18 protein-coding genes are annotated in these 24,330 nt (G+C 68.3%); all 18 read left to right on the forward strand.

Annotated elements, in window-relative coordinates:
* Nucleotides 1–2,539, forward strand: a 2,539-nt coding sequence (gene fdhF, locus A8M77_RS10660) for a formate dehydrogenase subunit alpha (protein ID WP_086921612.1), incomplete at its 5' end; no start/stop codon positions are given.
* Between the two features lie 172 nt (nucleotides 2,540–2,711).
* Nucleotides 2,712–3,113: an FHA domain-containing protein gene (locus tag A8M77_RS10665; protein ID WP_086921539.1), complete on the forward strand. Its 402-nt coding sequence runs from the start codon at nucleotides 2,712–2,714 to the stop codon at nucleotides 3,111–3,113.
* A 74-nt stretch (nucleotides 3,114–3,187) separates the two neighbouring features.
* A complete protein-coding gene (locus A8M77_RS10670) occupies nucleotides 3,188–3,775 on the forward strand; it encodes a DUF3305 domain-containing protein (protein WP_086921540.1) in 588 nt (195 codons plus the stop codon).
* Nucleotides 3,768–4,367, forward strand: coding sequence for a DUF3306 domain-containing protein (locus A8M77_RS10675; RefSeq protein WP_086921541.1), 600 nt, complete (start codon nucleotides 3,768–3,770; stop codon nucleotides 4,365–4,367). The genes A8M77_RS10670 and A8M77_RS10675 overlap by 8 nt, the downstream gene beginning before the upstream one ends.
* Nucleotides 4,291–6,399, forward strand: a complete 2,109-nt coding sequence (locus A8M77_RS10680) for a 4Fe-4S dicluster domain-containing protein (RefSeq protein WP_238136779.1) — start codon at nucleotides 4,291–4,293, stop codon at nucleotides 6,397–6,399. The genes A8M77_RS10675 and A8M77_RS10680 overlap by 77 nt, the downstream gene beginning before the upstream one ends.
* Entirely contained in the window at nucleotides 6,396–7,007 is a 612-nt protein-coding gene (locus A8M77_RS10685; protein ID WP_086921542.1) for a TorD/DmsD family molecular chaperone, read from the forward strand. Before A8M77_RS10680 ends, A8M77_RS10685 begins: the two co-directional genes overlap by 4 nt.
* A 111-nt stretch (nucleotides 7,008–7,118) precedes the next feature.
* Complete coding sequence (locus tag A8M77_RS10690) at nucleotides 7,119–7,337, forward strand: formate dehydrogenase (RefSeq protein ID WP_086921543.1); 219 nt, start codon at nucleotides 7,119–7,121, stop codon at nucleotides 7,335–7,337.
* A gap of 12 nt (nucleotides 7,338–7,349) precedes the next feature.
* Entirely contained in the window at nucleotides 7,350–10,334 is a 2,985-nt protein-coding gene (locus tag A8M77_RS10695) for a formate dehydrogenase subunit alpha (RefSeq protein ID WP_086921544.1), read from the forward strand.
* 10 nt (nucleotides 10,335–10,344) lie between these two features.
* Entirely contained in the window at nucleotides 10,345–10,965 is a 621-nt protein-coding gene (fdh3B, locus tag A8M77_RS10700) for a formate dehydrogenase FDH3 subunit beta (RefSeq protein ID WP_086921545.1), read from the forward strand.
* Nucleotides 10,962–11,213 (forward strand): hypothetical protein, encoded by a 252-nt coding sequence (locus tag A8M77_RS10705; RefSeq protein ID WP_086921546.1) that lies wholly within the window; start codon nucleotides 10,962–10,964, stop codon nucleotides 11,211–11,213. Before fdh3B ends, A8M77_RS10705 begins: the two co-directional genes overlap by 4 nt.
* 16 nt (nucleotides 11,214–11,229) lie before the next feature.
* Nucleotides 11,230–12,444 (forward strand): formate dehydrogenase subunit gamma, encoded by a 1,215-nt coding sequence (locus tag A8M77_RS10710; protein ID WP_086921547.1) that lies wholly within the window; start codon nucleotides 11,230–11,232, stop codon nucleotides 12,442–12,444.
* Complete coding sequence (locus tag A8M77_RS10715; protein ID WP_086921548.1) at nucleotides 12,441–12,827, forward strand: hypothetical protein; 387 nt, start codon at nucleotides 12,441–12,443, stop codon at nucleotides 12,825–12,827. Before A8M77_RS10710 ends, A8M77_RS10715 begins: the two co-directional genes overlap by 4 nt.
* Complete coding sequence (locus tag A8M77_RS10720) at nucleotides 12,824–13,702, forward strand: formate dehydrogenase accessory sulfurtransferase FdhD (protein WP_086921549.1); 879 nt, start codon at nucleotides 12,824–12,826, stop codon at nucleotides 13,700–13,702. Before A8M77_RS10715 ends, A8M77_RS10720 begins: the two co-directional genes overlap by 4 nt.
* A 46-nt stretch (nucleotides 13,703–13,748) precedes the next feature.
* On the forward strand, nucleotides 13,749–16,268 hold the full coding sequence (locus A8M77_RS10725; RefSeq protein ID WP_086921550.1) for an ABC transporter permease: 2,520 nt from the start codon (nucleotides 13,749–13,751) through the stop codon (nucleotides 16,266–16,268).
* A 162-nt stretch (nucleotides 16,269–16,430) separates the two neighbouring features.
* Entirely contained in the window at nucleotides 16,431–20,855 is a 4,425-nt protein-coding gene (locus tag A8M77_RS10730; protein ID WP_086921551.1) for an RHS repeat-associated core domain-containing protein, read from the forward strand.
* Between the two features lies 1 nt (nucleotide 20,856).
* Complete coding sequence (locus A8M77_RS35165) at nucleotides 20,857–21,324, forward strand: hypothetical protein (RefSeq protein WP_143694580.1); 468 nt, start codon at nucleotides 20,857–20,859, stop codon at nucleotides 21,322–21,324.
* Between the two features lie 445 nt (nucleotides 21,325–21,769).
* Nucleotides 21,770–23,140 carry a pyridoxal-phosphate dependent enzyme gene (locus tag A8M77_RS10745; RefSeq protein WP_086921554.1) on the forward strand — a complete coding sequence of 457 codons (1,371 nt, stop codon included), beginning with the start codon at nucleotides 21,770–21,772 and terminating at the stop codon, nucleotides 23,138–23,140.
* Nucleotides 23,137–24,327, forward strand: a complete 1,191-nt coding sequence (locus tag A8M77_RS10750) for a trans-sulfuration enzyme family protein (protein ID WP_086921555.1) — start codon at nucleotides 23,137–23,139, stop codon at nucleotides 24,325–24,327. Before A8M77_RS10745 ends, A8M77_RS10750 begins: the two co-directional genes overlap by 4 nt.
* The last annotated feature ends 3 nt before the right edge of the window (nucleotides 24,328–24,330 follow it).

The raw sequence follows: 24,330 nt of genomic DNA on the forward strand, positions 1-24,330 counted from the left end.
GGGTTGGGGTGGGGGCACGGCGGTCGGCCAGCACGGCGAGCTCAGCCAGTGGGCCGAGCGCCTCGACGTCCAGGTTCGCCCCGCCCTGAAAGCCCTGCACCGCAAGCAGCCCCGACCCGACGTCTCCCACCCGGCCATGGCCGTCAACCTCGACGCCTGCATCCAGTGCAACCGCTGCGTGCGCGCCTGCCGCGAGGAACAGGTCAACGACGTGATCGGCTACGCGATGCGCGGCGCCGACTCGAAGATCGTCTTCGACCTCGACGACCCGATGGGCGACAGCACCTGCGTGGCCTGCGGCGAATGCGTGCAGGCCTGCCCGACCGGCGCGCTGATGCCGAAGACGCGCATCGGCTCGCAGCAGGTCGACCGGAAGATCGACTCGGTCTGCCCCTTCTGCGGCGTGGGCTGCCTGATCACCTACAACGTCAAGGACGAGAAGATCGTCAGCGTCGACGGCCGCGACGGCCCGGCCAACCACGGACGCCTGTGCGTCAAGGGCCGCTTCGGCTTCGACTATGCGCACCACCCGCAGCGCCTGACCGTGCCGCTGATCCGCAAGCCCGGCGTGCCCAAGGACTTCAGCGACGCGCCGCGCCCCGGCGACTGGCACGGCGCCTTCCGCGAGGCCACCTGGGATGAAGCGCTCGCGCTCGCGGCTGGCAAGCTCAAGGACCTGCGTGACACGCACGGCAACAAGGCCCTGGCCGGCTTCGGTTCGGCCAAGGGCAGCAACGAGGAGGCCTACCTGTTCCAGAAGCTGGTGCGCACCGGCTTTCGCAGCAACAACGTCGACCACTGCACGCGGCTGTGCCATGCCTCCAGCGTGGCGGCGCTGCTCGAGGGCGTGGGCTCCGGCGCGGTGAGCAACCAGGTCAACGACGTGGAGCATGCGGACCTGATCTTCGTGATCGGCTCCAACCCCACCGCCAACCACCCGGTGGCCGCCACCTGGATGAAGAACGCGGCCAGGCGCGGCGCGAAGATCGTGCTGGCCGACCCGCGCGTCACCGACATCGGCAAGCACGCCTGGCGCACGCTGCAGTTCAAGGCCGACACCGACGTGGCCATGCTCAACGCGCTGATCCACGCGGTGATCGACGAGGGCCTGGTCGACGAGGCCTTCGTGCGCGATCGCGCGAGCAACTTCGAGGCCCTGCGCGAGAACGTCAAGGGCTACAGCCCCGAGGCGATGGCGCCGATCTGCGGCATCCCGGCCGCGACGCTGCGCGAGGTCGCCCGCGCCTTCGCCACCGCCAAGGGCGCGATGGTGCTGTGGGGCATGGGCATCAGCCAGCACGTGCACGGCACGGACAACGCCCGCTGCCTGATCGCGCTGGTCACCGTCACCGGCCAGATCGGCAAGCCCGGCTCCGGGCTGCATCCGCTGCGCGGCCAGAACAACGTGCAGGGTGCCAGCGACGCGGGGCTGATCCCGATGATGTTCCCCAACTACCAGCGCGTGGACAACGCCGGCGCGCATGCGTGGTTCGAGAACTTCTGGGGCATGCCGCTCGATGCGAAGCCCGGCTACACGGTGGTCGAGATCATGCACAAGGCGCTCGCGCCCGACAGCGATCCGCACAAGATCCGCGGCATGTACATCATGGGCGAGAACCCGGCGATGAGCGACCCGGACCTGAACCACGCGCGCCATGCGCTCGCCAGCCTGGAGCACCTGGTGGTGCAGGACATCTTCATGACCGAGACCGCCTGGCTGGCCGACGTGGTGCTGCCCGCCAGCGCCTGGCCCGAGAAGACCGGCACGGTGAGCAACACGGACCGCATGGTGCAGCTGGGCAAGCGGGCGCTGGATCCGCCGGGCGAGGCGAAGCCCGACCTCTGGATCATTCAGCAGATAGCCCAAAGGATGGGCTTGTCCTGGAACTACGAAGGCGAGGAGTCCGGCGTGGCCGCGGTCTACGAAGAGATGCGCCAGGCCATGCACGCAGTCATCAGCGGCATCAGCTGGGAGCGCCTGCAGCGCGAGTCCAGCGTGACCTACCCCTGCCTGAGCGCGGACGACCCGGGCCAGCCCACCGTGTTCATCGACGACTTCCCGACCGCGGACGGCCGAGTGAAGCTGGTGCCGGCCGACATCATTCCGGCCGACGAGCGGCCCGATGCGCAGTACCCCTTCGTGCTGATCACCGGCCGGCAGCTCGAGCACTGGCACACCGGCAGCATGACGCGCCGCGCGACGGTGCTCGATGCGCTCGAGCCGATGGCCACCGCCTCGATGAACCAGGGCGACCTCGACACGCTGGGCCTGCAGGCCGGCGACGTGATCACCCTGCGCTCGCGCCGCGGCGGGGTGGCGATCCACGTGCGGCGCGACGACGGCACGCCGGCCGGCGCGGTCTTCGTGCCCTTCGCCTACTACGAGGCCGCGGCCAACCTGATGACCAACGCGGCCCTGGACCCGTTCGGCAAGATTCCCGAGTTCAAGTACTGCGCGGTGCAGGTGCTGCGCGGCGGTACGCCGGTGGCGGCGGCAGGTTACGGGACGGGGGCGGTCGCGGCCACGACGGCGCATTGAGGGCTGGCGGCCGCGGTGCTGGTGGCGCTTCTGGCGGGGATCGTGCGAATTTCCACACGGGGGATGAACGGGCACCGAACAGGGCGCATTTAGGCCTTCTGTTTTCGGGCTTCCGGGGGGCGCTTCGCCCCTAAGCTTCATGACAGTTCAATGAATAGCAGGAAAGCAAGGAATGCCCCGACTCATCGTCCTGGCCCGGAACAGCAGCGTGCGGCAGATCAACATCGCAGGTCCCTCCACCACCATCGGCCGTGCCGTGGGCAACCGTGTGTGCATCGACAGCGACAAGGTGAGCCGGCAGCACGCGCTGATCCAGTGGTCGGGCGACCGCTACCTGCTGAGCGATCTGGGCAGCCGCAACGGTAGTTACGTCAACCGCGAGCGGGTGGTTGGCAGCCGGCCGCTGGCCAACGGGGACGCGATCACGCTCGGCGATTGCCAGTTGCGCTTTCTCTACAGCAGCGAGATGCTGCCGGCGACCGAGGCGCTGAGCCTGGTGACCATGACGGGCGAGCTGGAGCACGCCGCCGCCGCGCGGCGGGCGCCCGTCCGGGCCCTGTCTCTCCTTCCCTGAGCGCGCGCGGGCGCCATGTCGCGCCAATGGCCGCGCTGGCATGTCCACGTGCGGCATCGGCTATCGTCGGCCGCATGAACCCGCCTTCCGCCACGGATGAAGACACGGCCCGCCCCGCGCTCGAGGTCGCGGTCGTGATGCGGTGCGAGCGGCTGCACGGCCCCTCGAGCCATTGGCAACCCTGGCGCTGGGCGCTCGAGGACGTGGTGCCCGACGAGCCGGCCTTCGGCAGCGCACCGCGGCTGCTGCAGGAGGACGAGGAAGTGCAGCGCTGGCTGCATCCGGGCTTCAGGGTCGAGCTGTTCCGAGACGACGTCGACGGCTTGCGCCTCAATGCAGAGACGCCGGCGCCGGGCTGGTTCGTGCTGTGGCGGATGGAGGAGGAGGCCGGCATCGCCGCCGAGCCGATCGCGCGGCCGGTGGTCGTGACCCTCAGCTACAGCGAGGCCGGCCGCTGGCTCGATGCGCAGGAAAACGTCGAGCAGGTGCCGGTGCCGCCGGAGGTGGCAGACTGGCTGCGCGCCTATGTGGACCGGCACTACGTGGACGAGCCGCGGCGCCGCAAGCGGCCCGAGAGCTTCAGGTCGCTGGTCGACCGCTTCGGCAATGCGGCCAGCGTGTCGACCGAGAAGAAGCGCGGACGGGGAGCGGGCGATGTCTGAGGGCTTCTTCGAGCGCTGGTCGCGGCGCAAGCAGCAGGTGAGGGAAGGGGAGGTGCCGGAGGAGCCGGAGAAGGTGCTTCCGGCTGCCGCGCCGGTTGCGGAGGGCGCGAGCCCCCATCCCGGCCTTCCCCCGGAGGGGGAAGGAGAAAAGCCGGCGCCGTTGACGCTGGTGGACACCGAGGCGCTCACGCCCGAGTCCGACTTCAAGCCCTTCCTCGCCGGCGACGTCGCGCCGGAGGTCAAGAACGCTGCCCTCAAGAAGCTCTTCGCCGATCCGCGTTTCAACGTGATGGACGGCCTCGACACCTACATCGACGATTATTCGCAATCCACCCCCGTGCCCGAGAGCGTGCTGCGCCAGATGGCCAGCGCGAAATTCATGAAGTTGTTCGAGGCGCAGCCCGACAAAGACCCTGAGAACGATGCAGGCCCGGACGTGGCACAGTCGAACTCCATGGACCCCGTTCCCAGCCAACCGGTTGCCCCCGATGCGCAGCCGGCCAGCCAAGAAGCCGATGACCACCACGCTGATCTGCGACTGCAACAAGACGATGCCCCTGGCGCCGAAGACCCTCGGCGCGGCGCTGGCTGAAACCCTGCCCCTGCATTCGGCCCTGTGCCGCCGCGAGGCGCCCGCCTTCCAGCGCGCCATCCAGTCGGGCGACGAGGTGGTGGTGGCCTGCACGCAGGAGAAGCGCCTGTTCGGCGAGCTGGCGCAGCAAACGCCGCAGGCCGAGTCGCCGATCCGCTTCGTCAACATCCGCGAGACCGGTGGCTGGAGCCGCGACGCCGCACGCGCCATGCCGAAGATCGCCGCGCTGCTGGCGCAGGCACGGCTGCCGGAACCCGAGCCGGTGGCCACCGTCAGCTATGCGAGCCAGGGGCGGCTGCTGATCGTCGGCCCGCTCGACCAGGCGGAGCAGGCCGCGGCGCTGCTGGCCGATGCGATGGACATCACCCTTTTTTCGCGCGGCCCGGGCACGGCGGGCGGTGCGCAGGAGCGGCGCTGGCCGGTGATCGCTGGCCGCATCGACGCGCTGCACGGCTGGCTCGGCGAGTTCCGGCTCGCCTGGACACGCGACAACGCGATCGACCTCGACCTCTGCACCCGCTGCAACGCCTGCCTGGCCGCCTGCCCCGAGCAGGCCATCGGCCTGGACTACCAGATCGACAACGCGACGTGCCGCGCGCACCGCGACTGCGAGCGCGTGTGCACGGCGGCCGGCGCGATCGATTTCAACCGCCTCGGCGAGCCGCACGAGGCCGTCTTCGACCTGGTGCTCGACCTCGGCGAGGCGCCGCTGATCGACTGGCATGCGCCGCCGCAGGGCTACCTGCATGTGCGCGGTGGGCTCGCAGACCCGCAGGCCAGCGCGGCCCTGCTGCGCCTGCGCGGGCTGGTCGGCGAGTTCGAGAAGCCGAAGTTCTTCGACTACAAGCAGAAGCTCTGCGCGCACAGCCGCAACGAGCAGGTCGGGTGCAATGCCTGCGTCGAGGTCTGCTCGGCCCATGCGATCAGCAGCGACCTGGCGCGCCAGCGCGTCGTGGTCGAGCCGCACCTGTGCGTGGGCTGCGGCGCCTGCACGACCGTCTGCCCGACCGGCGCGATGGCCTACGCCTATCCGCATGCGCCCGACCAGGGCACCCGGCTGCGCACGCTGCTGGCCACCTATGCCGCCGCGGGCGGACGCGACGGGGTGCTGCTGCTGTACAGCCAGGAGGGGGGCCGGGCACTGGTCGAGCAACTGGGCCGCGAGGCGCGCCTCGGCCGTGCGCAGGGCGTGCCGGCGCAGGTGATCCCGATCGAGCTCTGGCATGCCGCCAGCACGGGCATCGACCTGTGGCTGAGCGCGCTGGCCTTCGGCGCCTCGCAGGTGGCCGTGCTGGCGACCGGCGAGGAAGCACCCGCCTACCTGGAGGCGCTGCGCGCGCAGATGGCGGTCGCCCAGGCACTGCTGAATGGGTTGGGCTACGCGGGCTCGCATTTGACGCTGGTCGAGGCGGGCACGACCGCCGCGCTCGACGGCGCGCTGGCCGCGCTGCGCGAGGCGCGCGCGCAGACGCCTGCGGCGCCGGCGCGCTTCGCCGTCGGTGCCGAGAAGCGCAGCACGCTGGAGCTCGCGCTCGACCACCTGATCGATGCCGCGCCGGCGCGCCGTGCCGACGAGGCGCTGGCCATCCCGCTGCCGGCCGCCTCGCCCTTCGGTGCGATCGAGGTCGACCGCGACAAGTGCACGATGTGCCTGGCCTGCGTGAGCGCCTGCCCCGCCAGCGCGCTGCAGGACAACCCGAACGCGCCGCAGCTGCGCTTCGTCGAGCGGAACTGCGTGCAGTGCGGCCTGTGCGACAGCACCTGCCCGGAGGACGCGATCACGCTGGTGCCGCGGCTGCTCGTCGCGCCGGAGCGCAGCCTGCCGGTCGTGCTCAACGAGGCCAGGCCGTGGAGCTGCATCCGCTGCGGCAAGCCCTTCGGCACGCAGAAGGCGATCGAGGCCATGCTCGGCCGGCTGGCCGGCCACGCGATGTTCCAGGGCGAGGCGCTGGAGCGGCTCAAGATGTGCGGCGACTGCCGCGTCATCGACATCTACACCGCCACGAACGAACAGAAGATCACCGAGCTATGAGCCTTCCCCCTTCGTCTGCGCTCGATGAGGAGCTCGCGCGTGCCGAGCTCTACGGCCTGCTCGCGCGGCTTTGGTATGCGGCGCCCGATGCGGAGCTGCTGGCAGCCTTCCAGGTCGCGCCGACCGAGGCGCCGGCCGCCGGGGGCTTCCTCGAAGAGCCGTGGCGCCAGTTGGTCGGCGCGGCACGCGGCATCGACGCGCCCGCCGCGCGCGAGGAATACGACGCCCTCTTCGGCGGCATCGGCAAGCCCGAGGTCTACGTGTTCGGCTCGCACTACCTCAGCGGCTTCCTCAACGACAAGCCGCTCGCCCGCCTGCGTGGGGACCTGGCGCGGCTCGGCCTGGCGCGCGACCAGGCGGTGTCCGAGAGCGAAGACCACGTGGCCTGCCTGTTCGAGGTCATGCGCTACCTGATCGCCGGCGAGGACGCGGCCGTGGCCAACCTCACCCAACAGCGGGCCTTCTTCTCGGCGCATCTGCAACCCTGGCTGCCCACCCTCTGCGATGCGGTGGTGCAGCATCCGAAGGCGCGCTTCTATGCCGCGCTGGCCGGCCTGACCCGCGCCTTCGCCGAGGTCGAGGCCCAGGGCTTCGACATGCTGGACTAGCCTCGGGGGCTTTGGGGCACCTCGTTGTCCTGTATTAGGGTCTGGACTAGTATCCAAACATATGTAACTGGTTTCATATCCGGTTTTGACAGAGCCACTCCCGGAGTTCGCATGCAGGACAGCCAATCCGCCGGCCCCCAGCCGGCATCCCGTCGGGGCTTCTTTCTGGGCGCCGCCTCGGTCGGCGCCGCCGCGGCCGCCGTCACGGTGCTGCCACGGGTGGAGGCGCCAGCCACTGCCGCTTCCACGCTCCCACCTGCGCCCGAGAAGGGTGGGGGCTACACGCTGAGCGAACACGTCAAGCGCTACTACCAGAGCACTTCGGCCTGAGGACCCCATGCCATGCTGTTGACCCGCAAATCCAGTGGCGCCGCGCATGAGGGCGCTGCTTCCCGTTCTTCTTCCACCTCGCCCTTCGTCCACAGCCTGCGCCGCGGGCTGGCCGGCGCACTGCCGACCATGGACCGGCGCGCCTTCCTGCGCCGCTCGGGGCTGGGCGTGGGCGTGGGCCTGGCCGCCGGCCAGCTCACCCTGATGCGCAAGGCCGATGCCGCCGAGGGCAGGGCGCCCGCGATCGGCGGGGGCAAGATCGAGGTCCGTCGCACCGTGTGCACCCACTGCTCGGTGGGCTGCGCCGCCGATGCCGTGGTCGAGAACGGTGTCTGGGTGCGCCAGGAGCCGGTGTTCGATTCGCCGCTCAACCTGGGCGCGCACTGTGCCAAGGGCGCCGCGCTGCGCGAGCACGGCCACGGCGAATACCGCCTGCGCTATCCGATGAAGCTGGTGGACGGGAAGTACCAGCGCATCAGCTGGGATCAGGCGCTCGACGAGATCACGGCCAGGCTCAAGGAACTGCGCCAGGCCAGCGGGCCCGACGCCGTGTACTGGATCGGCTCCAGCAAGCACAACAACGAGCAGGCCTACCTCCTGCGCAAGTTCGTCAGCTTCTTCGGCAGCAACAACTGCGACCATCAGGCGCGGATCTGCCACTCGACCACGGTGGCCGGCGTGGCCAACACATGGGGCTACGGCGCCATGACCAATTCGTACAACGACATGCGCAACGCCAGGGTCGCGCTCTACATCGGCTCGAACGCCGCCGAGGCGCACCCGGTGAGCATGCTGCACCTGCTGCACGCCAAGGAGAACGGCTGCAAGGTGATCGTGGTCGATCCGCGCTTCACCCGCACCGCGGCCAAGGCCGACGAGTACGTGCGCATCCGCTCCGGCTCGGACATTCCCTTCCTGTTCGGCGTGCTTCACCACATCTTCAAGAACGGGTGGGAAGACAAGAAGTACATCAACGACCGCGTCTACGGCATGGACGAGGTGCGCGCCGAGGTGATGGCCAAGTGGACGCCCGACAAGGTCGAGGAGGCCTGCGGCGTCAAGGAGGCCCAGGTGCTCAAGGTGGCGACCTGGCTGAACGAGAACCGGCCCGGCACCATCGTCTGGTGCATGGGCCAGACGCAGCACACCATCGGCAACGCCATCGTCCGCGCCTCCTGCATCCTGCAGCTGGCCCTGGGCAACGTGGGCAAGTCGGGCGGCGGCACCAACATCTTCCGCGGGCACGACAACGTGCAGGGCGCGACCGACGTCGGCCCCAATCCCGACTCGCTGCCCGGCTACTACGGCATCGCCGAAGGCGCCTGGCGGCACTTCGCGGCCACCTGGGGCGTGGACTACGAGTGGATCAAGAAGCAGTTCTCGTCGCCCGCGATGATGACCAAGCCGGGCATCACGGTCTCGCGCTGGATCGACGGTGTGCTCGAGAAGAACGAGCTGATCGACCAGGACGCCAACCTGCGCGGCGTCTTCTACTGGGGCCATGCGCCCAACTCGCAGACCCGCGGCCTCGAGATGAAGCGGGCCATGGACAAGCTGGACCTGCTGGTGGTGGTGGACCCGTACCCCTCGGCCACCGCGGCCATGGCCGCCATGCCGGGGCGGCCGGAGGACCAGAATCCCAAGCGCGCGGTCTACCTGCTGCCGGCCTGCACGCAGTTCGAGACCAGCGGCTCGGTCACCGCCTCCAACCGCTCGCTGCAATGGCGCGAGAAGGTCATCGAGCCGCTGTGGGAAAGCCGCAGCGACCACATGATCATGCAGCAGTTCGCCGATCGGCTCGGCTTCGGCAAGGAGCTCAGCAAGAACTACCGCATGCAGAAGGTCAACGGGATGGACGAACCCATCCCCGACGACATCCTGCGCGAGATCAACAAGTGCACCTGGACCATCGGCTACACCGGCCAGAGCCCCGAGCGCCTGCAGGCCCACATGCGCAACATGGGCGCCTTCGACGTGCGCACGCTGCGCGCCAGGTCCGGCAAGGACAAGGTCAACGGCTACGACCTCACGGGCGACTACTTCGGCCTGCCCTGGCCCTGCTACGGCACCCCCGAGCTCAAGCACCCGGGCAGCGCCAACCTCTACGACACCTCCAGGCACGTGATGGACGGCGGCGGCAACTTCCGCGCCAACTTCGGCGTGGAGCGCAATGGCAAGAATCTGCTGGCCGAGGACGGCTCGTGCTCGCTGGGCGCGGAGATCACCACCGGCTACCCGGAGCTGGACCACATGCTGCTCAAGAAGCTGGGTTGGTGGGACGAGCTCACCGACGCCGAGAAGGCCAAGGCCGAGGGCAAGAACTGGAAGACCGACTCCTCGGGCGGGATGATCCGGGTGTTCATGAAGAACCACGGCTGCCACCCCTTCGGCAACGCCAAGGCACGGGCAGTGGTGTGGAACTTCCCCGATGCGATCCCGCAGCACCGCGAGCCGCTCTACGGCACGCGGCCGGACCTCATGGCCAAGTACCCCACGCACGACGACAAGATGGCCTTCTGGCGCCTGCCCACCCTCTACAAGAGCGTGCAGCAGAAGAACATCGCGGACAAGGTGGCGGAGAAGTTCCCGTACATCATGACCTCGGGCCGGCTGGTCGAGTACGAGGGCGGCGGCGAGGAGACGCGCTCCAACCCCTGGCTGGCCGAACTGCAGCAGGAGATGTTCATCGAGATCAATCCCAAGGTGGCGGCCGAGAAGAACATCCGCAACGGCGAGCGCGCCTGGGTGCACACGCCCACCGGCGCCAAGCTCAACGTGCAGGCGCTGGTCACCGAGCGGGTGGGGCCGGACACGGTCTTCATGCCCTTCCATTTCTCCGGCCACTGGCAGGGCGCGGACATGCTGCCCTACTACCCGGCGGGCGCGGCGCCGGTGGTGCGCGGCGAGGCGATCAACACCTCGACCACCTACGGCTACGACAGCGTGACCATGATGCAAGAGACGAAGACGACCGTCTGCAACATCGAGAAAGCTTGAGGGGCACTGAATGGCAAGAATGAAGTTTGTCTGCGACGCCGAGCGCTGCATCGAGTGCAACGGCTGCGTCACGGCCTGCAAGAACGAGAACGAGGTGCCCTGGGGCGTCAACCGGCGCCGCGTGGTCACCCTGAACGACGGTGTGCCGGGCGAGAAGTCGATCTCGGTGGCCTGCATGCACTGCTCCGACGCGCCCTGCATGGCGGTGTGCCCGGTGCAGTGCTTCTACCGCACCGAGGAAGGCGTGGTGTTGCACGACAAGGACGTCTGCATCGGCTGCGGCTACTGCTCCTACGCCTGCCCCTTCGGCGCGCCGCAGTTCCCGTCGAAGGGCACCTTCGGCGCGCGCGGCAAGATGGACAAGTGCACCTTCTGCGCCGGAGGCCCCGAGGCCAACGGCTCGCAGGCCGAGTTCGAGAAGTACGGCCGCAACCGCCTGGCCGAGGGCAAGCTTCCGGCCTGCGCCGAGATGTGCTCCACCAAGGCCCTGCTGGCCGGCGACGGCGACGTGGTGGCCGACATCTTCCGCACCCGCGTGCTGCATCGCGGCAAGGGCGCCGAGGTCTGGGGCTGGGGCACGGCCTACGGCTCGCAGCAGGCCGGCACGCCGACCAACGGGGGCACCAAGTGAGGCGCGCCGCACGTCTGGCGGCGATGGTGGCGGTCGCCGCGCTGCTCGCGGCCTGTGGCGAGAAGCCGCAGACCAACGCGGAGGGTGTGAAGCTCGATGCCGCACCCTGGACAGGCACCGGCACGAAGGCCGACACCGGCACCGCCTTCACCGCCTCTGGTTGGAAGGTGGGCGACAAGGGCGCTTGGGAGCAGCAGCTCAAGACCCGTGCGCAGAACGGCCAGAACGACTACACCCGCGACAACTGAGCGCGATGGAGGCGGCATGAACAAAGCCCTGCATGCGCTGGTCCTCGCGGCCGGCCTCGCCTGCGGCATCGCCGCGGCCCAGGCGCAAGGTCCGGCCGCCGGCGGCGCCGTCACCGAGGCACCGCCGGCGCCTGCCGCAGCGCCCGCGCCGGGTGGCATCAAGAGCCAGAACATCTTCGAGGTCAAGCCCGAGGCCAGCGCCGACCCGAACTACCTGGCGCAGAGCAACGGCGAGCGTCAGAAGGTGCAGCCCGGCAACAACGCGCCGATGTGGCGCCAGGTGGGGCAGGGCGTGACCGGCTACAGCAGCCTCCCGCATGCGCAGGCGCCCGAGGCCGGCAACCTGATCCAGCCCTTCGTGCAGTACCCGGGCTCGCGTTTCACCAATGCCGGCGAAGCCTGGCGCCAGGTGCGCAACGACTGGATCATTCCCTATGGGGCGGCCCTGCTTTTCGTCGTCGTTCTGGCGATCGCGATCTACTACTTCACCCACGGAGCGATCCGGCTGCACGGCGCCGAGACAGGCCGCAGGATCGAGCGCTTCACGCCCTTCGAGCGCGCTACCCATTGGTCCAATGCGATTGCCTTCGTCACGCTGGCCGTCTCGGGCCTGGTGATGGCCTTCGGCAAGTTCTTCCTCTTGCCGGTGATCGGCGCGGCGCTGTTCGGCTGGCTGACCTACGCCCTGAAGACCGTCCACAACTTCGTGGGGCCGCTGTTCGTGGTGACGCTGGTGCTGATGTTCATCACCTTCGTGCGCGACAACCTGCCGCGGGCCTACGACCTGAAATGGGTGATGAAGGCGGGTGGCCTCTTCGGGCGCAGCCACGAGCCCCCTTCGCACCGCTTCAATGCCGGCGAGAAGGTGGTGTTCTGGGGCGGCGTGCTGGTGCTGGGCAGCATCGTGGCCGGCTCCGGCCTGTTCCTCGACAAGCTGCTCCCCGGCTTCGTCTATACGCGGGGCGAGATGCAGATCGCCCACATGATCCACGCGGTGGCGACCATCCTGATGATGGCGATGATCCTGGGCCACATCTACATCGGTACCCTCGGCATGAACGGCGCCTACGATGCGATGCGCCACGGCTACGTGGACGAGACCTGGGCGCGCGAACATCATGCGTACTGGTACGAGGACGTGGCCGCCGGCAAGATCCCCGCGCAGCGCAGCCAGGAGGCGCGGGCGGGCGCCACGGTCGGCAGCGTCCGGGTCGAAGGAAATCCCTCATGAAGAAGATCGTCATCGCCTGTGGCCTGGTGCTGGCCGGAAGCGCATACGCCAAGCTGCCCGCACCGGCGGCCACGCCCGAGGCCCAGGCCAAGGCGGCCGAGACCGCGGCGCGCACCGCGTGGAGCGGCAAGGTCGAGGCCTACCAGCTCTGCCAGGCGCAGGACAGGGTGGCGGCGCGCTATCGTGCGAGCGCCACCGCCGCCGGCAAGCAGTTGCCGCCGGCCCCCGCGGGGTCCTGCGCCGACCCCGGGCCTTTCGCCTACACGCCGCCGGACCAGAAACCGATCGAGGCCGCGGGCGCTCATTCGCCGCCCGGCACGGCGAGCTCTCCGCCCAGCACGCAGCAGCCGGCCGCAGCGGCGAATCCGACGCCCAAGCAGTGACCCGTGCGCTCCCGCGCCTGAGCTCGGCGCGCGCGCCGCTGACGCGCGAGGTCGAGGTCATCGACGAGCATGGCGAGCGCGGCCTGGTCTCCATCCCCGCCGAGCGCGACCTCACGGTCTACGTCGACCGGCGCGAGCTGGTCACGCTGATGACGCTGGGCGCGCAGCCCGAGCTGCTGGTGCTCGGCTACCTGCTGAACCAGCGGCTGATCGAATCGGCCGCCGACGTCGAGTCGATCACCGTCGACTGGGAGGTCAATGCCGCCGCGGTGAAGACGCATGCCGGCATCGACCGCATCGAGGAGCGCACCGCCAAGAAGGTGGTCACCACCGGCTGCGGCCAGGGCAGCGTGTTCGGCGAGCTGATGGCCGGCATCGAGCGCCTGGAACTGCCCGACACCCGCATGCGGCAGTCGCAGCTCTACGCGCTGGTCAACGCGATCCGGCTCCAGGAGAGCACCTACAAGTCAGCCGGCTCGGTGCACGGCTGCGCCCTGTTCACGCTGGGTGAGGGCGACGACGATGCGCAGATGCGCTGCTTCGTCGAGGACGTGGGGCGGCACAACGCCATCGACACCATCGCCGGCTGGATCGCGATGCAGCCGGCCGGCCAGCTCGAGGGCGGCCGCATTTTCTATACCACCGGCCGCCTGACCAGCGAGATGGTGATCAAGTCGGCGCAGATGGGCGTGGCGATCGTGGTCTCGCGCAGCGGCATGACGCAGATGGGGCACGAGGTCGCGACCAAGGTGGGTCTGTGTGCGATCGGAAGGGCCACGAACAAGCGCTTCGTGTGCTATGCGGGGAGCGATCGGCTGATCCTGCAGCCGGGACTGGCCGGCGCCCGGCTGCCGGCCCGGCCCGACGGCGTCTAAGCCCTTCGGTTGGCCCGGTGCCGCGCCTCGGCTATCGTCGGGCACCATGAACGCCTCCCTCCGCCTCGGCTGGCGCACCCTCTGGCGCGACCTGCGCGCCGGCGAACTGCGCCTTCTCATCGTCGCCGTGCTGCTGGCCGTTGCCGCGCTCACGGCCGTCGGCTTCTTCGCCGACCGGCTCAAGGGCGGCCTGCAGCGCGATGCGCGCCAGCTGATCGGCGGCGACGCGGTGGTCGCGAGCGACAACCCGACGCCTGCCGTCTTCATCGAGCGCGCCCGCGCGCTGGGCTTGCAGACTGCGAGCACCTACGGCTTCCCGACCATGGCGCGCGCCACGGACGAGCAGGGCGGCGCGACCAAGCTGGTCGCGCTCAAGGCGGTGGAGGCGGGCTACCCGCTGCGCGGCAACCTGCAGGTGAGCGCGGCGCCCGCGGGCCCCGGCGCGCCCACGCGCGAGATCCCCGCGCCGGGCGAGGCCTGGGTCGATGCCCCGCTGCTCGAAGGCCTCGCGCTGAAGGTGGGCGACACCGTGCTGCTGGGCGACGCCCGCCTGCGCATCGCGCGCGTGATCACGCTGGAGCCCGACCGCGGCGCCGGCTTCATGAGCTTCGCGCCGCGCGTGATGCTCAACCAGGCCGACGTGCCGCGCACCGGCCTCGTACAGCCGGCCAGTCGCGTGAGCTACCGTTTTGCGGTAGCGGGCGAGGCAGCGGCGGTCAAGCGCTTCAGCGAATGGAGTGACGCACTGCTCAAGAAGGGCGAGCTGCGCGGCGTGCGCCTCGATTCCTTCGAGAGCGGCCGGCCCGAGATGCGCCAGACCCTGGACCGCGCCGAGAAATTCCTCAACCTGGTGGCCCTGCTGGCGGCCCTGCTGTCGGCCGTGGCCGTGGCGCTGGCCGCGCGCGGCTTCGCGACCAATCACCTGGACGACTGCGCCATGCTGCGCGTGCTCGGCCAGAGCCAGCGCACCATCGCGCAGGCCTATGCCTTCGAGTTCGCCCTGATCGGCCTGGCGGCCAGTGCGCTCGGCGTGGCCATCGGCTTCGCCGTGCACTACGTCTTCGTGCTGCTGCTGGCCGGCCTGGTCGAGGCCGCGCTGCCCGCGCCCAGCCTGTGGCCGGTGGCCTTCGGCCTGGGCATGGGGCTGACCCTGCTGTTCGCCTTCGGCCTGCCGCCGGTGCTGCAGCTGGCGCAGGTGCCGCCGCTGCGCGTGATCCGCCGCGACGTGGGCAACCTCAAGCCGGCCTCGATCGCGGTGCTGGCGGTGGGCGTGGCCGGCTTCGCGGCCCTGCTGCTGGCCGCCAGCAGCGACATCAAGCTGGGCCTGATCGCGGTCGGCGGCTTCGCCGGCGCGGTGGCGCTGTTCGCGCTGCTGAGCTGGGCCGCGGTGCTGCTGCTGCGCCGCAGCGTCAACGAAACGACCGCGCCGCGCTGGCTGGTGCTGGCCACGCGCCAGATCTCGGCCCGGCCGGCCTACACGGTGGTGCAGGTCAGCGCGCTGGCCGTGGGCCTGCTGGCGCTGGTGCTGCTGGTGCTGCTGCGCACCGACCTGGTCGCGAGCTGGCGCCGCGCCTCGCCGCCGGATGCGCCCAACCGCTTCGTCATCAACGTCATGCCCGACCAGAGCGAAGCCTTCCGCCAGGCGCTGCAGGCCGGCGGCGTGAAGAAGTACGACTGGTACCCGATGATCCGCGGCCGGCTGGTGGCCATCAACGATCGCCCCGTCTCGCCCGACGACTACACGGAAGACCGGGCGCGGCGCCTGGTGGACCGCGAGTTCAACCTCAGCAACGCCATGGAGCGGCCGTCGCACAACGAGGTGGTGGCCGGCCGCTGGGAGCCGGGCAGGGCGGGCGAGGTCAGCGTCGAGGAGGGCCTGATGGAGACCCTCGGCCTCAAGCTCGGCGACCGCCTGCGCTTCGACGTCGGCGGCCAGCAGAACGATGCCCGCATCACCTCCGTGCGCAAGGTGGACTGGGGCTCCATGCATGCCAACTTCTTCGTGATGTACACGGTCGATTCGCTCGGCGCCGACGTGCCCGTCACCTACATGAGCGCCTTCCGCGCGCCGGACCGCCAGGGCTTCGACAACGCGCTGGTGCGCACCTTCCCCAACGTGACCAACGTGGACATGAGCGCGACCATCGGCCAGGTGCAGCGCGTGCTGGACCAGGTGATCCGGGCGGTGGAGTTCCTGTTCGGCTTTACGCTCGCGGCCGGGCTGGTGGTGCTGTTCGCGGCCGTCACCGCCACGCGCGAGGAGCGGGCGCGCGAGTTCGCGGTGATGCGCGCGGTCGGCGCACGCGGCAGCCTGCTGCGGCAGGTGCAGCGGGCCGAGTTGCTCGGCGTGGGCCTGCTGGCCGGCTTCCTGGCCAGCATCGTGGCGTCCGTGATCGGCTGGGGCCTGGCGCGCTACGTGTTCGATTTCACCTGGACCGCCTCGCCGCTCGTGCCGATCGCCGGCTCGCTGGCGGGCGCCGTGCTGGCGTTGGCGGCCGGGTGGTGGGGGCTGCGCGAGGTGCTGAACAGGCCGGTGGTGGATACCTTGAGGCGCGCAGCGGAATAGGTTCGCACTCAGGCGCACGTCGTGATCCGAGTTGCGCTGTACCCCTAAAGTTGATCACTGCAAGGCGATTTCTCGCGCTTTGTCGCACGGCGCGCGTATTTCCGTCAGCGTGCCTTAGGGTCTCGCCGCCCATGTCCGGGCAGCAACAACCCAGGGAGCGGAATGATCAACAAGAAACTGTGGCACGCCATGCCTATCGTGCTCGCGTGTTTCGCGGGACAGGCGAATGCGACGACGTGGTACTACTTCTCGGGACACCGGCCCTTTTCGGATGTCCCGATATTCCAGAGCATGGACGATCTGTGCAGGGCGTACAAATTTCCCGAGCTGGGCTACTTCATCCCCAGCCACAGCCCGACGACCTGCCAGTACTACCTGACACAGAACCCCAACGACGACGACTACCTCGGGACGATAGACGCGAGCGCTGTCGATTGCGAAGACCCCCATTCCCAGCCCTGGATTCGCGCCTGGGAGGCGCCATCGTGCAAGTGCTCCTCCGGCTACAAGGCCGATCCTTCAGCCTTTCCACTGCGGTGCGTCTCGGCGACGCCCCCCGAGTCGGAGCAGGATTCCTGTAGCGCAGGGTCGTATTCCGGCAATCCCATCTTCCTCGCCGGTGCCGAGAAGATTCGTGCCGAAACCGACTGGACGGACTCCGGGCCTGCTGCGCTCGGCATGACACGCTTCTATCGCAGCAACTGGGGGAGCAGCAGGCCCGGCCTCCCTACCGGGCTGGGGGTCGCCTGGAACCACAGCCTCTCCTTCCAACTGCAGCTTGGCGTGACTTCCCAGACCTTCGCCATCATCGACCCCGAAGGCCATCGGCGCACCTTCTCGAAGGCGCCCTCGAGCGCAATCTGGACCGCAGACAACAGTGCGGACTCGCTGAGCGCGACCCCCTCAGGCTGGATCTACAAGCGCGCAGACAACGATACCCAGCTCACCTTTGATTCGTCCGGCAGGCTGCAGACCAAGACCGAGCGTGGCGGCTTCGTCACCACGTATGGCCACGATAGCTCGGGCCGCCTGACCATGGTCCACAATGGCTTCGGTCGTACTCTGTCCCTGGGCTACGACGGCGCGGGCCGGCTCTCGACCGTGACCACGCCCGATGGCCGCACCATCGGCTATTCCTACGACACGATGGATCGGCTCGCCTTCGTGACCTACCCCGACGGCAAGAGCCGCGGCTATCTGTACGAGAACAGCAGCTACCCGCATGCCCTCACCGGCATCGTCGACGAGAGCGGCGTGCGCTGGGGCAGCTTCGGGTACGACAGCCTGGGCCGTGCCACGAGCACCCAACTGGCCGGGGGCGCCGAGCGCTACGACGTCTCCTATCCCGACAGCAACAGCGCCAGCGTCCGGGACCCCCTGGGCACCGAGCGCAGCTACGTCTATGGCAGCAACAAGAACAAGCTGGCCGTCGCTGGCAGCTCCTTGCCTTCCGGCACCGGGGGGAGCGATGCCGCCTCACGGACTCAGGACGCCAACGGCCTGATCACCAGCGAGACCGACTTCAAGGGCGTCAAGACAGACACGACATGGGACGTCGCACGCCGCCTGCCCGCCTCGGTCACTCGCGCTGCCGGCACACCCGAGGCCCAGACCGTCGCGACGCAGTGGCACGCCACCTTCTCCCTGCCGGTGCTGATCACCCAGGCTGGCCGCACCACCGCCTACACGTACGACGACAAGGGCAACACCCTCTCGCGGGCCATCACCGACACCGCCTCTTCACCCAACACCACCCGCACCTGGCGTTGGACGTGGAACGCGCAAGGGCTGGCCGCCACCGAGACCGCGCCCAACGGCGCCCTCACCACCTTCGAGTACGACCCCAGCGGCAACCTGGTCAAGTCCACCAACGCCCTGGGCCACGTCACCCAGTACGCCTACGACAGCGCCAACCGCCTCATCGCCACCATCGCCCCCAACGGCCTGGTCACCAGCTACACCTGGGACACCCGCGATCGCCTCCTCAGCAAGACCGTCGGCAACCAGCCCGCCACCACGCTGAGCTACCAGCCCACGGGCCTGCTCGACACCCAGACTTTGCCCGATGGGTTGTCGCTCTCCTACGCCTACGACTCTGCTCACCGTCTCACCGGCTGGAGCAACAACCGCGGCGAAAGCGGCAGCTACACCCTCGATGCGATGGGCAACCGCACGGCCGAGCAGGTCAGGAACAGTGCCGGCGCAGTGGCCTGGACGACGGCGCGCAGCATCAACAGCCTTAATCGCCTCGCCGCCAGCACCGCAGGCCCCAACCAGACGGACAGCTTTGCTTACGACGCTAACGGTGAGCGGGTCTCCGAGACCAATGGCCTGAACCAGAGCACCCATTACGGCCTCGACCCCCTGCGCCGCATCAAGGCCATCACCAACGCAGCCAATGCCACGGCCACCCTCGGCTACAACGCCCTCGATGCCGTCACCCGGGCCAGCGACTTCAAGGGCGTGGCCACCACTTACGCCCGCGATGCCTTGGGCAACGCCACCTCGGAGAGCAGCGCCGACATCGGCACCACCCGCACCCAGTACGACGCTTTAGGCCTGCCCAGCAGCATCACCGATGCCATGGGCCAGGCCACTCAGATCCAGCGCGACCTGCTGGGCCGCCCGATCCTCATCACCTTCGCCGACGGCCAGACCACCAGCCTGGTCTACGACAAGGCCAAGGGCTCCAAGGGCTACCTGACATCCTTCACCGACCGCAGCGGCACCACCACCTACACGCGGGATGTGTTCGGCCGTGTCCGCGTTCAGATCCAGACCTTGGTCAACGGCCTGAGCCAGCGGGTCGTCTATGGCTACACCCTGGCCGGGCAGCTCGCCAGCATCACATACCCCGACGGGTCGCAACTGGACTACCTGTACGACGCCACCGGCCGTCTCATCCAGATCAACAGGAACGGCAGTCCGGTCGTTGCAGGGCTGGCCTGGAACCCGATGGGCCAGCCCACCGCGTGGAACTGGCCATTTGTGAGTCAGACCCTCGGTGCCGGCCGCAGCTACGACACCGCCGGGCGGATGACCAGCACCGAATTCTCCAACTACGTGTATGACGCGGCCGGGCGCATCACCAGCCTGACGCAGAAGCTGCTGCTGCCTGGAGACAGCGATCCGACCCACAGCAGCATCGCCAGCGCGAACAGCACCTGGAACGTGAGCTATGACAGCGTCGGGCGCATCACCGGGTTCAATGCCAAGGGGAGCCAGACGAGTTTCGGGTATGACGCCAATGGGAACCGCAGCGCGAGCACGAAGACGCAGGGCGGGCAGACCACCGGCCGCGGCTACACAATCAACGGCAGCAGCAACAGGCTGGACGGCTTCAGTCAGAGCGCGGGCGGCACCACGACGAATGTGGCCTACACGTACAACGCCAACGGGGATCTGATCAGCGATGGGCTGAGGACCTACAGCTACAACGCCGAGGGGCGATTGAGCGCCGCGACCACGGGGGCCACCGATGCCAGCCCGACCACGCGCTATGCACACAACGCGCTGGGACAACGGGTCTTCAAAACCGAGCCGTTGTATCCGCCCGCAGAGGGTGATGAAACGGACCCGGGCTTCTTCCAGAGTCTGCTGAACTTCTTCACGAAGCTGTGGGGGCCGAACACCACGGAAGCGGAGAAGCAGGGCTTTGCCTTCATGTACGACGAGGACGGCAGTCTGCTGGCGGAGACGGGCACGGGTGGAGCCAACAGCACGGGCAGCACGAGCTACATCTACCTGCCAACGGCGAGTGGACCGATGCCGGTTGCGGCCGTCATCAACGGCCAGCTCTACGCGGTGCACAGCGACCACCTCAACACCCCGAGGCGCCTCACGGACTCAACCGGCCAAGCAGTCTGGCAGTGGGCGTACAGTGCCTTCGGCGACAACGCGCCGACCTTGGCGAAGTACCGGTTCGCGAACCTGGACATCAATCCGAATCCGGGGACGACGGGCATCTCTGAGGTCGTGATGAACCTGCGTTGGCCGGGGCAGTATTACGACAAAGAAAGCGGGCTGTTTGACAACCGTTTCCGCAGCCTTGACCCGAGGATCGGGCGGTACACGCAGTTTGATCCGATTGGTTGGGCGGGCGGGCCAAACGGCTACCTGTATGTCGACGGCAATCCTCTGAGCTACATGGATCCCTGGGGTCTCGAGAAACTTGTGCTTGGAAATCCACGCGACTTTGCACTGCAAGGTTCGGCCGCTTCTGATCCTGATATTCAGGGAACTCTCATCTTGTATGGTCACGGGAATGACTCTGCAATTGCCGATCAGAGAGATGGGACGACAAAGGCCTTGGGTCCCAACGAAGCTGCCAACCTCATCAAAAAATCTGGCTTATGGAAGCCTGGTATGCCGATAACCGTCAAAGCCTGTTACGTTGGCGCGGACAACGGGTTCAATCAGAAGCTAGCAGATCAACTCGGAGTGCCTGTCACTGGACCAGATGGCTATCTGGAAATGCTTCCTCGCATGAGCGGAGGGTATGGATTTGGTGGTATCTGGGGTTGGTACTGGGGAGGCTTCAAAGGTTCTCCAGGACAGTGGGTGACTCGTTCTCCTAGGAGGCAATGAAGTGAAGCAGCAAAAACTTGTTTTGATTGCCAGCGTATTGTTGGTGGCTGTGTGGGCTGGGGTGTTCGCATATGGCGACATAGCCGATCCGCACGAACTGACGCAACCTGTGACTATCACGAGCACTCGCGCCGGGGCGGATGGTGGCTCGATGGCAGTCCAAGTACGTGGCGCGAACGGCAAGAAGCTAACCGTCGAGCGTGTCGGATCCTTAGAGGTCGAGCGGTCTCTGCAGAAAATGTACGTGGTCAATGACGTATTTGGGGTGATACCTCTGCGGCGAGCCGCAGGCAAGAACTCTCAGCTTGAAAAGGAAACGCGAGAGATGCTCGAGTCATTGTTGAGGGGGGCTTTGCCTCTAACGCAACGAGAGCTTTTGAATCGGAACGACCAAGAAGCTCTTCGAACCGTTCCTGGCAATGTGCTTGCCGTGTATGACTTGGCCACTTGGATAGGCGAGCGGCGCTAGATGTTGGCGCCGAAGTAATACTGACCCACTGCGCCGAAGTAAAAGTGACCCACCTGGGTAAGGATGACGGCCTTTTGGCCGTCGATGTTGACCCAGGAGCAAGCAGTGGAGATACGAGTGATGGCCCGAAGGGGCGAGGGTGTCTGAAGTTTGAAGTCAAGCCTGCCGACTGATGCCCCGACCCCGCAGCAAGAAGCGGCGCTGCAGCAGTTTCTGTCAAAGCCCCAAGAAAACCGAGCCAAGGGAGAAGCGCACCATGGGTGGGCAAGGTGGAGCACATCCTGGTCATATCTGCGGCGGTGGCTGTGCTGGCGGCCCTGTATCTCGTGTTCCGAATCGCTGCGAGTGATCTGCACGATGTGACATGGCGCGGCAAGCGGTTCGCGACACTCGCCTACTGCTACTTTAGTGCGGGCGGGTTAGCATGGTCGCGAGAGGTGACCGCATGACCGAGACCCGCCCCGCCGTCCTCGACCTGATCGGCAACACGCCGCTGGTGCCCATCACGCGCCTGGACACCGGCCCCTGCACGCTGTTCCTCAAGCTCGAGTCGCAGAACCCCGGCGGCTCGATCAAGGACCGCATCGGCCTCGCGATGATCGACGCGGCCGAGCGCGATGGCCGCCTGAAGCCCGGCGGCACCGTGGTCGAGGCCACCGCCGGCAACACCGGCCTGGGCCTGGCGCTGGTGGCGCGGGCCAAGGGCTACCGGGTGGTGCTGGTGGTGCCCGACAAGATGGCCATCGAGAAGGTGCTGCACCTCAAGGCATTGGGTGCCGAGGTCCACACCACGCGCTCCGATGTCGGCAAGGGCCATCCCGAGTACTACCAGGACTACGCGGCGCGGCTGGCGAAGGAGATCCCGGGCGCCTTCTTCGCCGACCAGTTCAACAACCCCGACAACCCGCTGGCGCATGCCTCCAGCACCGGCCCGGAGATCTGGCAGCAGACCGGCCATGACGTGGACGCGATCGTGGTCGGCGTCGGCTCGGGCGGCACCGTCACCGGGCTGACGCGCTACTTCCGCGAGGTGCAGCCCGGGCTCTTCTTCGTGCTGGCCGACCCGGCCGGCTCGGTGGTGGCCGAATACACGCGCAGCGGCAAAGTGGGCGAGGCCGGATCGTGGGCCGTCGAGGGCATCGGCGAGGACTTCATCCCCGGCATCGCCGACCTCTCCGGCGTGAAGAAGGCCTACTCCATCACCGACGAGGAGAGCTTCGGCACCGCCCGCGAGCTGCTGCGGGCCGAGGGCATCCTCGCCGGCTCTTCCACCGGCACGCTGCTGGCCGCCGCGCTGCGCTTCTGCCGCGAGCAGACCCAACCGCTGCGCGTGGTCAGCTTCGTCTGCGACACCGGCACGCGCTACCTCTCGAAGGTCTACAACGACCAGTGGATGCTCGACCAGGGCCTGCTCGAGCGCCAGCGCTTCGGCGACCTGCGCGACGTGGTGTCGCGCCGCTTCGAGGACGGCAGCGTCATCAGCGTCGGCCCCGAGGACACACTGCTCACCGCCTTCCAGCGCATGCGCCTGGCCGACGTGTCGCAGCTGCCGGTGCTGGATGGCACGCAGCTGATCGGCGTGATCGACGAGTCCGACCTGCTCCTCTGCGTACACACCGACGCGGACCGCTTCCGTTCGAGCGTGAAGGACGCCATGACCGACCTGCCCGAGACCCTGCCGGCCAGCGCCAGCCTGGCCGAGCTCGAGGCCGTGCTCGACCGCGGGCTGGTCGCGATGATCTCGGACGAGGACGGCTTCCACGGCCTCATCACCCGCACCGACCTTCTGAACCATCTCCGGAGAAAGCTGAAGTGAGCCAGGACCAGGACCCCCATGGCGGACTCGATTTCGCCACCCGCGTGATCCACGCCGGCCAGTCGCCCGAGCCCGCGACCGGCGCGATCATGCCGCCCATCTTCGCCACCTCGACCTACGTGCAACAGAGCCCGGGCGTGCACAAGGGCCTCGACTACGGCCGTTCGCACAACCCCACCCGCTGGGCGCTGGAGCGCTGCGTGGCCGACCTGGAAGGCGGCTCCGCGGCCTTCGCCTTCGCCTCCGGCCTGGCCGCGATCTCGACCACGCTGGAGCTGCTGGATGCCAATGCCCACATCGTCTCGGGCGACGATGTCTACGGTGGCACCTTCCGCCTGTTCGAGCGCGTGCGCGTTCGCAGCGCGGGGCATCGTTTCAGCTTCGTCGACCTGACCGACCCGGTGCGTCTGCTGGAGGCCTTGACCCCCGAGACGCGCATGGTGTGGGTGGAGACGCCGACCAACCCGCTGCTGCGACTGGCCGACCTGCGCGCCATCGCCGCGATCTGCCGCGAGCGCGGCATCCTCTGCGTGGCCGACAACACCTTCGCCAGCCCCTTCGTGCAGCGCCCGCTGGAGCTGGGCTTCGACGTCGTGGTGCACTCCACCACCAAGTACCTCAACGGCCATTCGGACGTCATCGGCGGCGTGGCGGTGGTCGGCCGAGAGGAGCGCCATGCGCCGCTGCGCGAGCGCCTTGGCTTCCTGCAGAACGCGGTGGGCGCCATTGCCGGGCCCTTCGACAGCTTCCTCACCCTGCGCGGCGTGAAGACCCTGGCGCTGCGCATGGAGCGCCATTGCAGCAATGCGATGGCGCTGGCGCAATGGCTGGAGGCGCAGCCGCAGGTGACGCGCGTGCACTACCCGGGCCTGCCCTCGCATCCGCAGCACGAACTGGCGAAGCGGCAGATGCAGCAGGGCTTCGGCGGCATGATCTCGATCGACCTGCGCACCGACCTCGCCGGCGCGCGCCGCTTCCTGGAGGCGGTGCGCATCTTCTCGCTGGCCGAGAGCCTGGGCGGGGTCGAGAGCCTGATCGAGCACCCGGCCATCATGACCCACGCCACCATCCCGGCCGAGACGCGTGCGCGCCTGGGCATCGGCGACGGGCTGGTGCGGCTGTCGGTGGGCGTGGAGGCGCTGGAAGACCTGCGCGCCGACCTGGCCCAGGCGCTGGCGAAGATCTGACGT

It is taken from the genome of Variovorax sp. JS1663 (genome assembly GCF_002157355.1).
In the GTDB taxonomy this organism is placed as follows: Bacteria; Pseudomonadota; Gammaproteobacteria; order Burkholderiales; family Burkholderiaceae_C; genus Variovorax.

Coding starts and splice junctions, on each gene's coding strand:
- A8M77_RS10665 (WP_086921539.1), top strand. CDS start 2,712: ATGCCCCGACTCATCGTCCTGGCCCGGAACAGCAGCGTGCGGCAGATC.
- A8M77_RS10670 (WP_086921540.1), top strand. CDS start 3,188: ATGAACCCGCCTTCCGCCACGGATGAAGACACGGCCCGCCCCGCGCTC.
- A8M77_RS10675 (WP_086921541.1), top strand. CDS start 3,768: ATGTCTGAGGGCTTCTTCGAGCGCTGGTCGCGGCGCAAGCAGCAGGTG.
- A8M77_RS10680 (WP_238136779.1), top strand. CDS start 4,291: ATGACCACCACGCTGATCTGCGACTGCAACAAGACGATGCCCCTGGCG.
- A8M77_RS10685 (WP_086921542.1), top strand. CDS start 6,396: ATGAGCCTTCCCCCTTCGTCTGCGCTCGATGAGGAGCTCGCGCGTGCC.
- A8M77_RS10690 (WP_086921543.1), top strand. CDS start 7,119: ATGCAGGACAGCCAATCCGCCGGCCCCCAGCCGGCATCCCGTCGGGGC.
- A8M77_RS10695 (WP_086921544.1), top strand. CDS start 7,350: ATGCTGTTGACCCGCAAATCCAGTGGCGCCGCGCATGAGGGCGCTGCT.
- fdh3B (WP_086921545.1), top strand. CDS start 10,345: ATGGCAAGAATGAAGTTTGTCTGCGACGCCGAGCGCTGCATCGAGTGC.
- A8M77_RS10710 (WP_086921547.1), top strand. CDS start 11,230: ATGAACAAAGCCCTGCATGCGCTGGTCCTCGCGGCCGGCCTCGCCTGC.
- A8M77_RS10715 (WP_086921548.1), top strand. CDS start 12,441: ATGAAGAAGATCGTCATCGCCTGTGGCCTGGTGCTGGCCGGAAGCGCA.
- A8M77_RS10725 (WP_086921550.1), top strand. CDS start 13,749: ATGAACGCCTCCCTCCGCCTCGGCTGGCGCACCCTCTGGCGCGACCTG.
- A8M77_RS10730 (WP_086921551.1), top strand. CDS start 16,431: ATGATCAACAAGAAACTGTGGCACGCCATGCCTATCGTGCTCGCGTGT.
- A8M77_RS10745 (WP_086921554.1), top strand. CDS start 21,770: ATGACCGAGACCCGCCCCGCCGTCCTCGACCTGATCGGCAACACGCCG.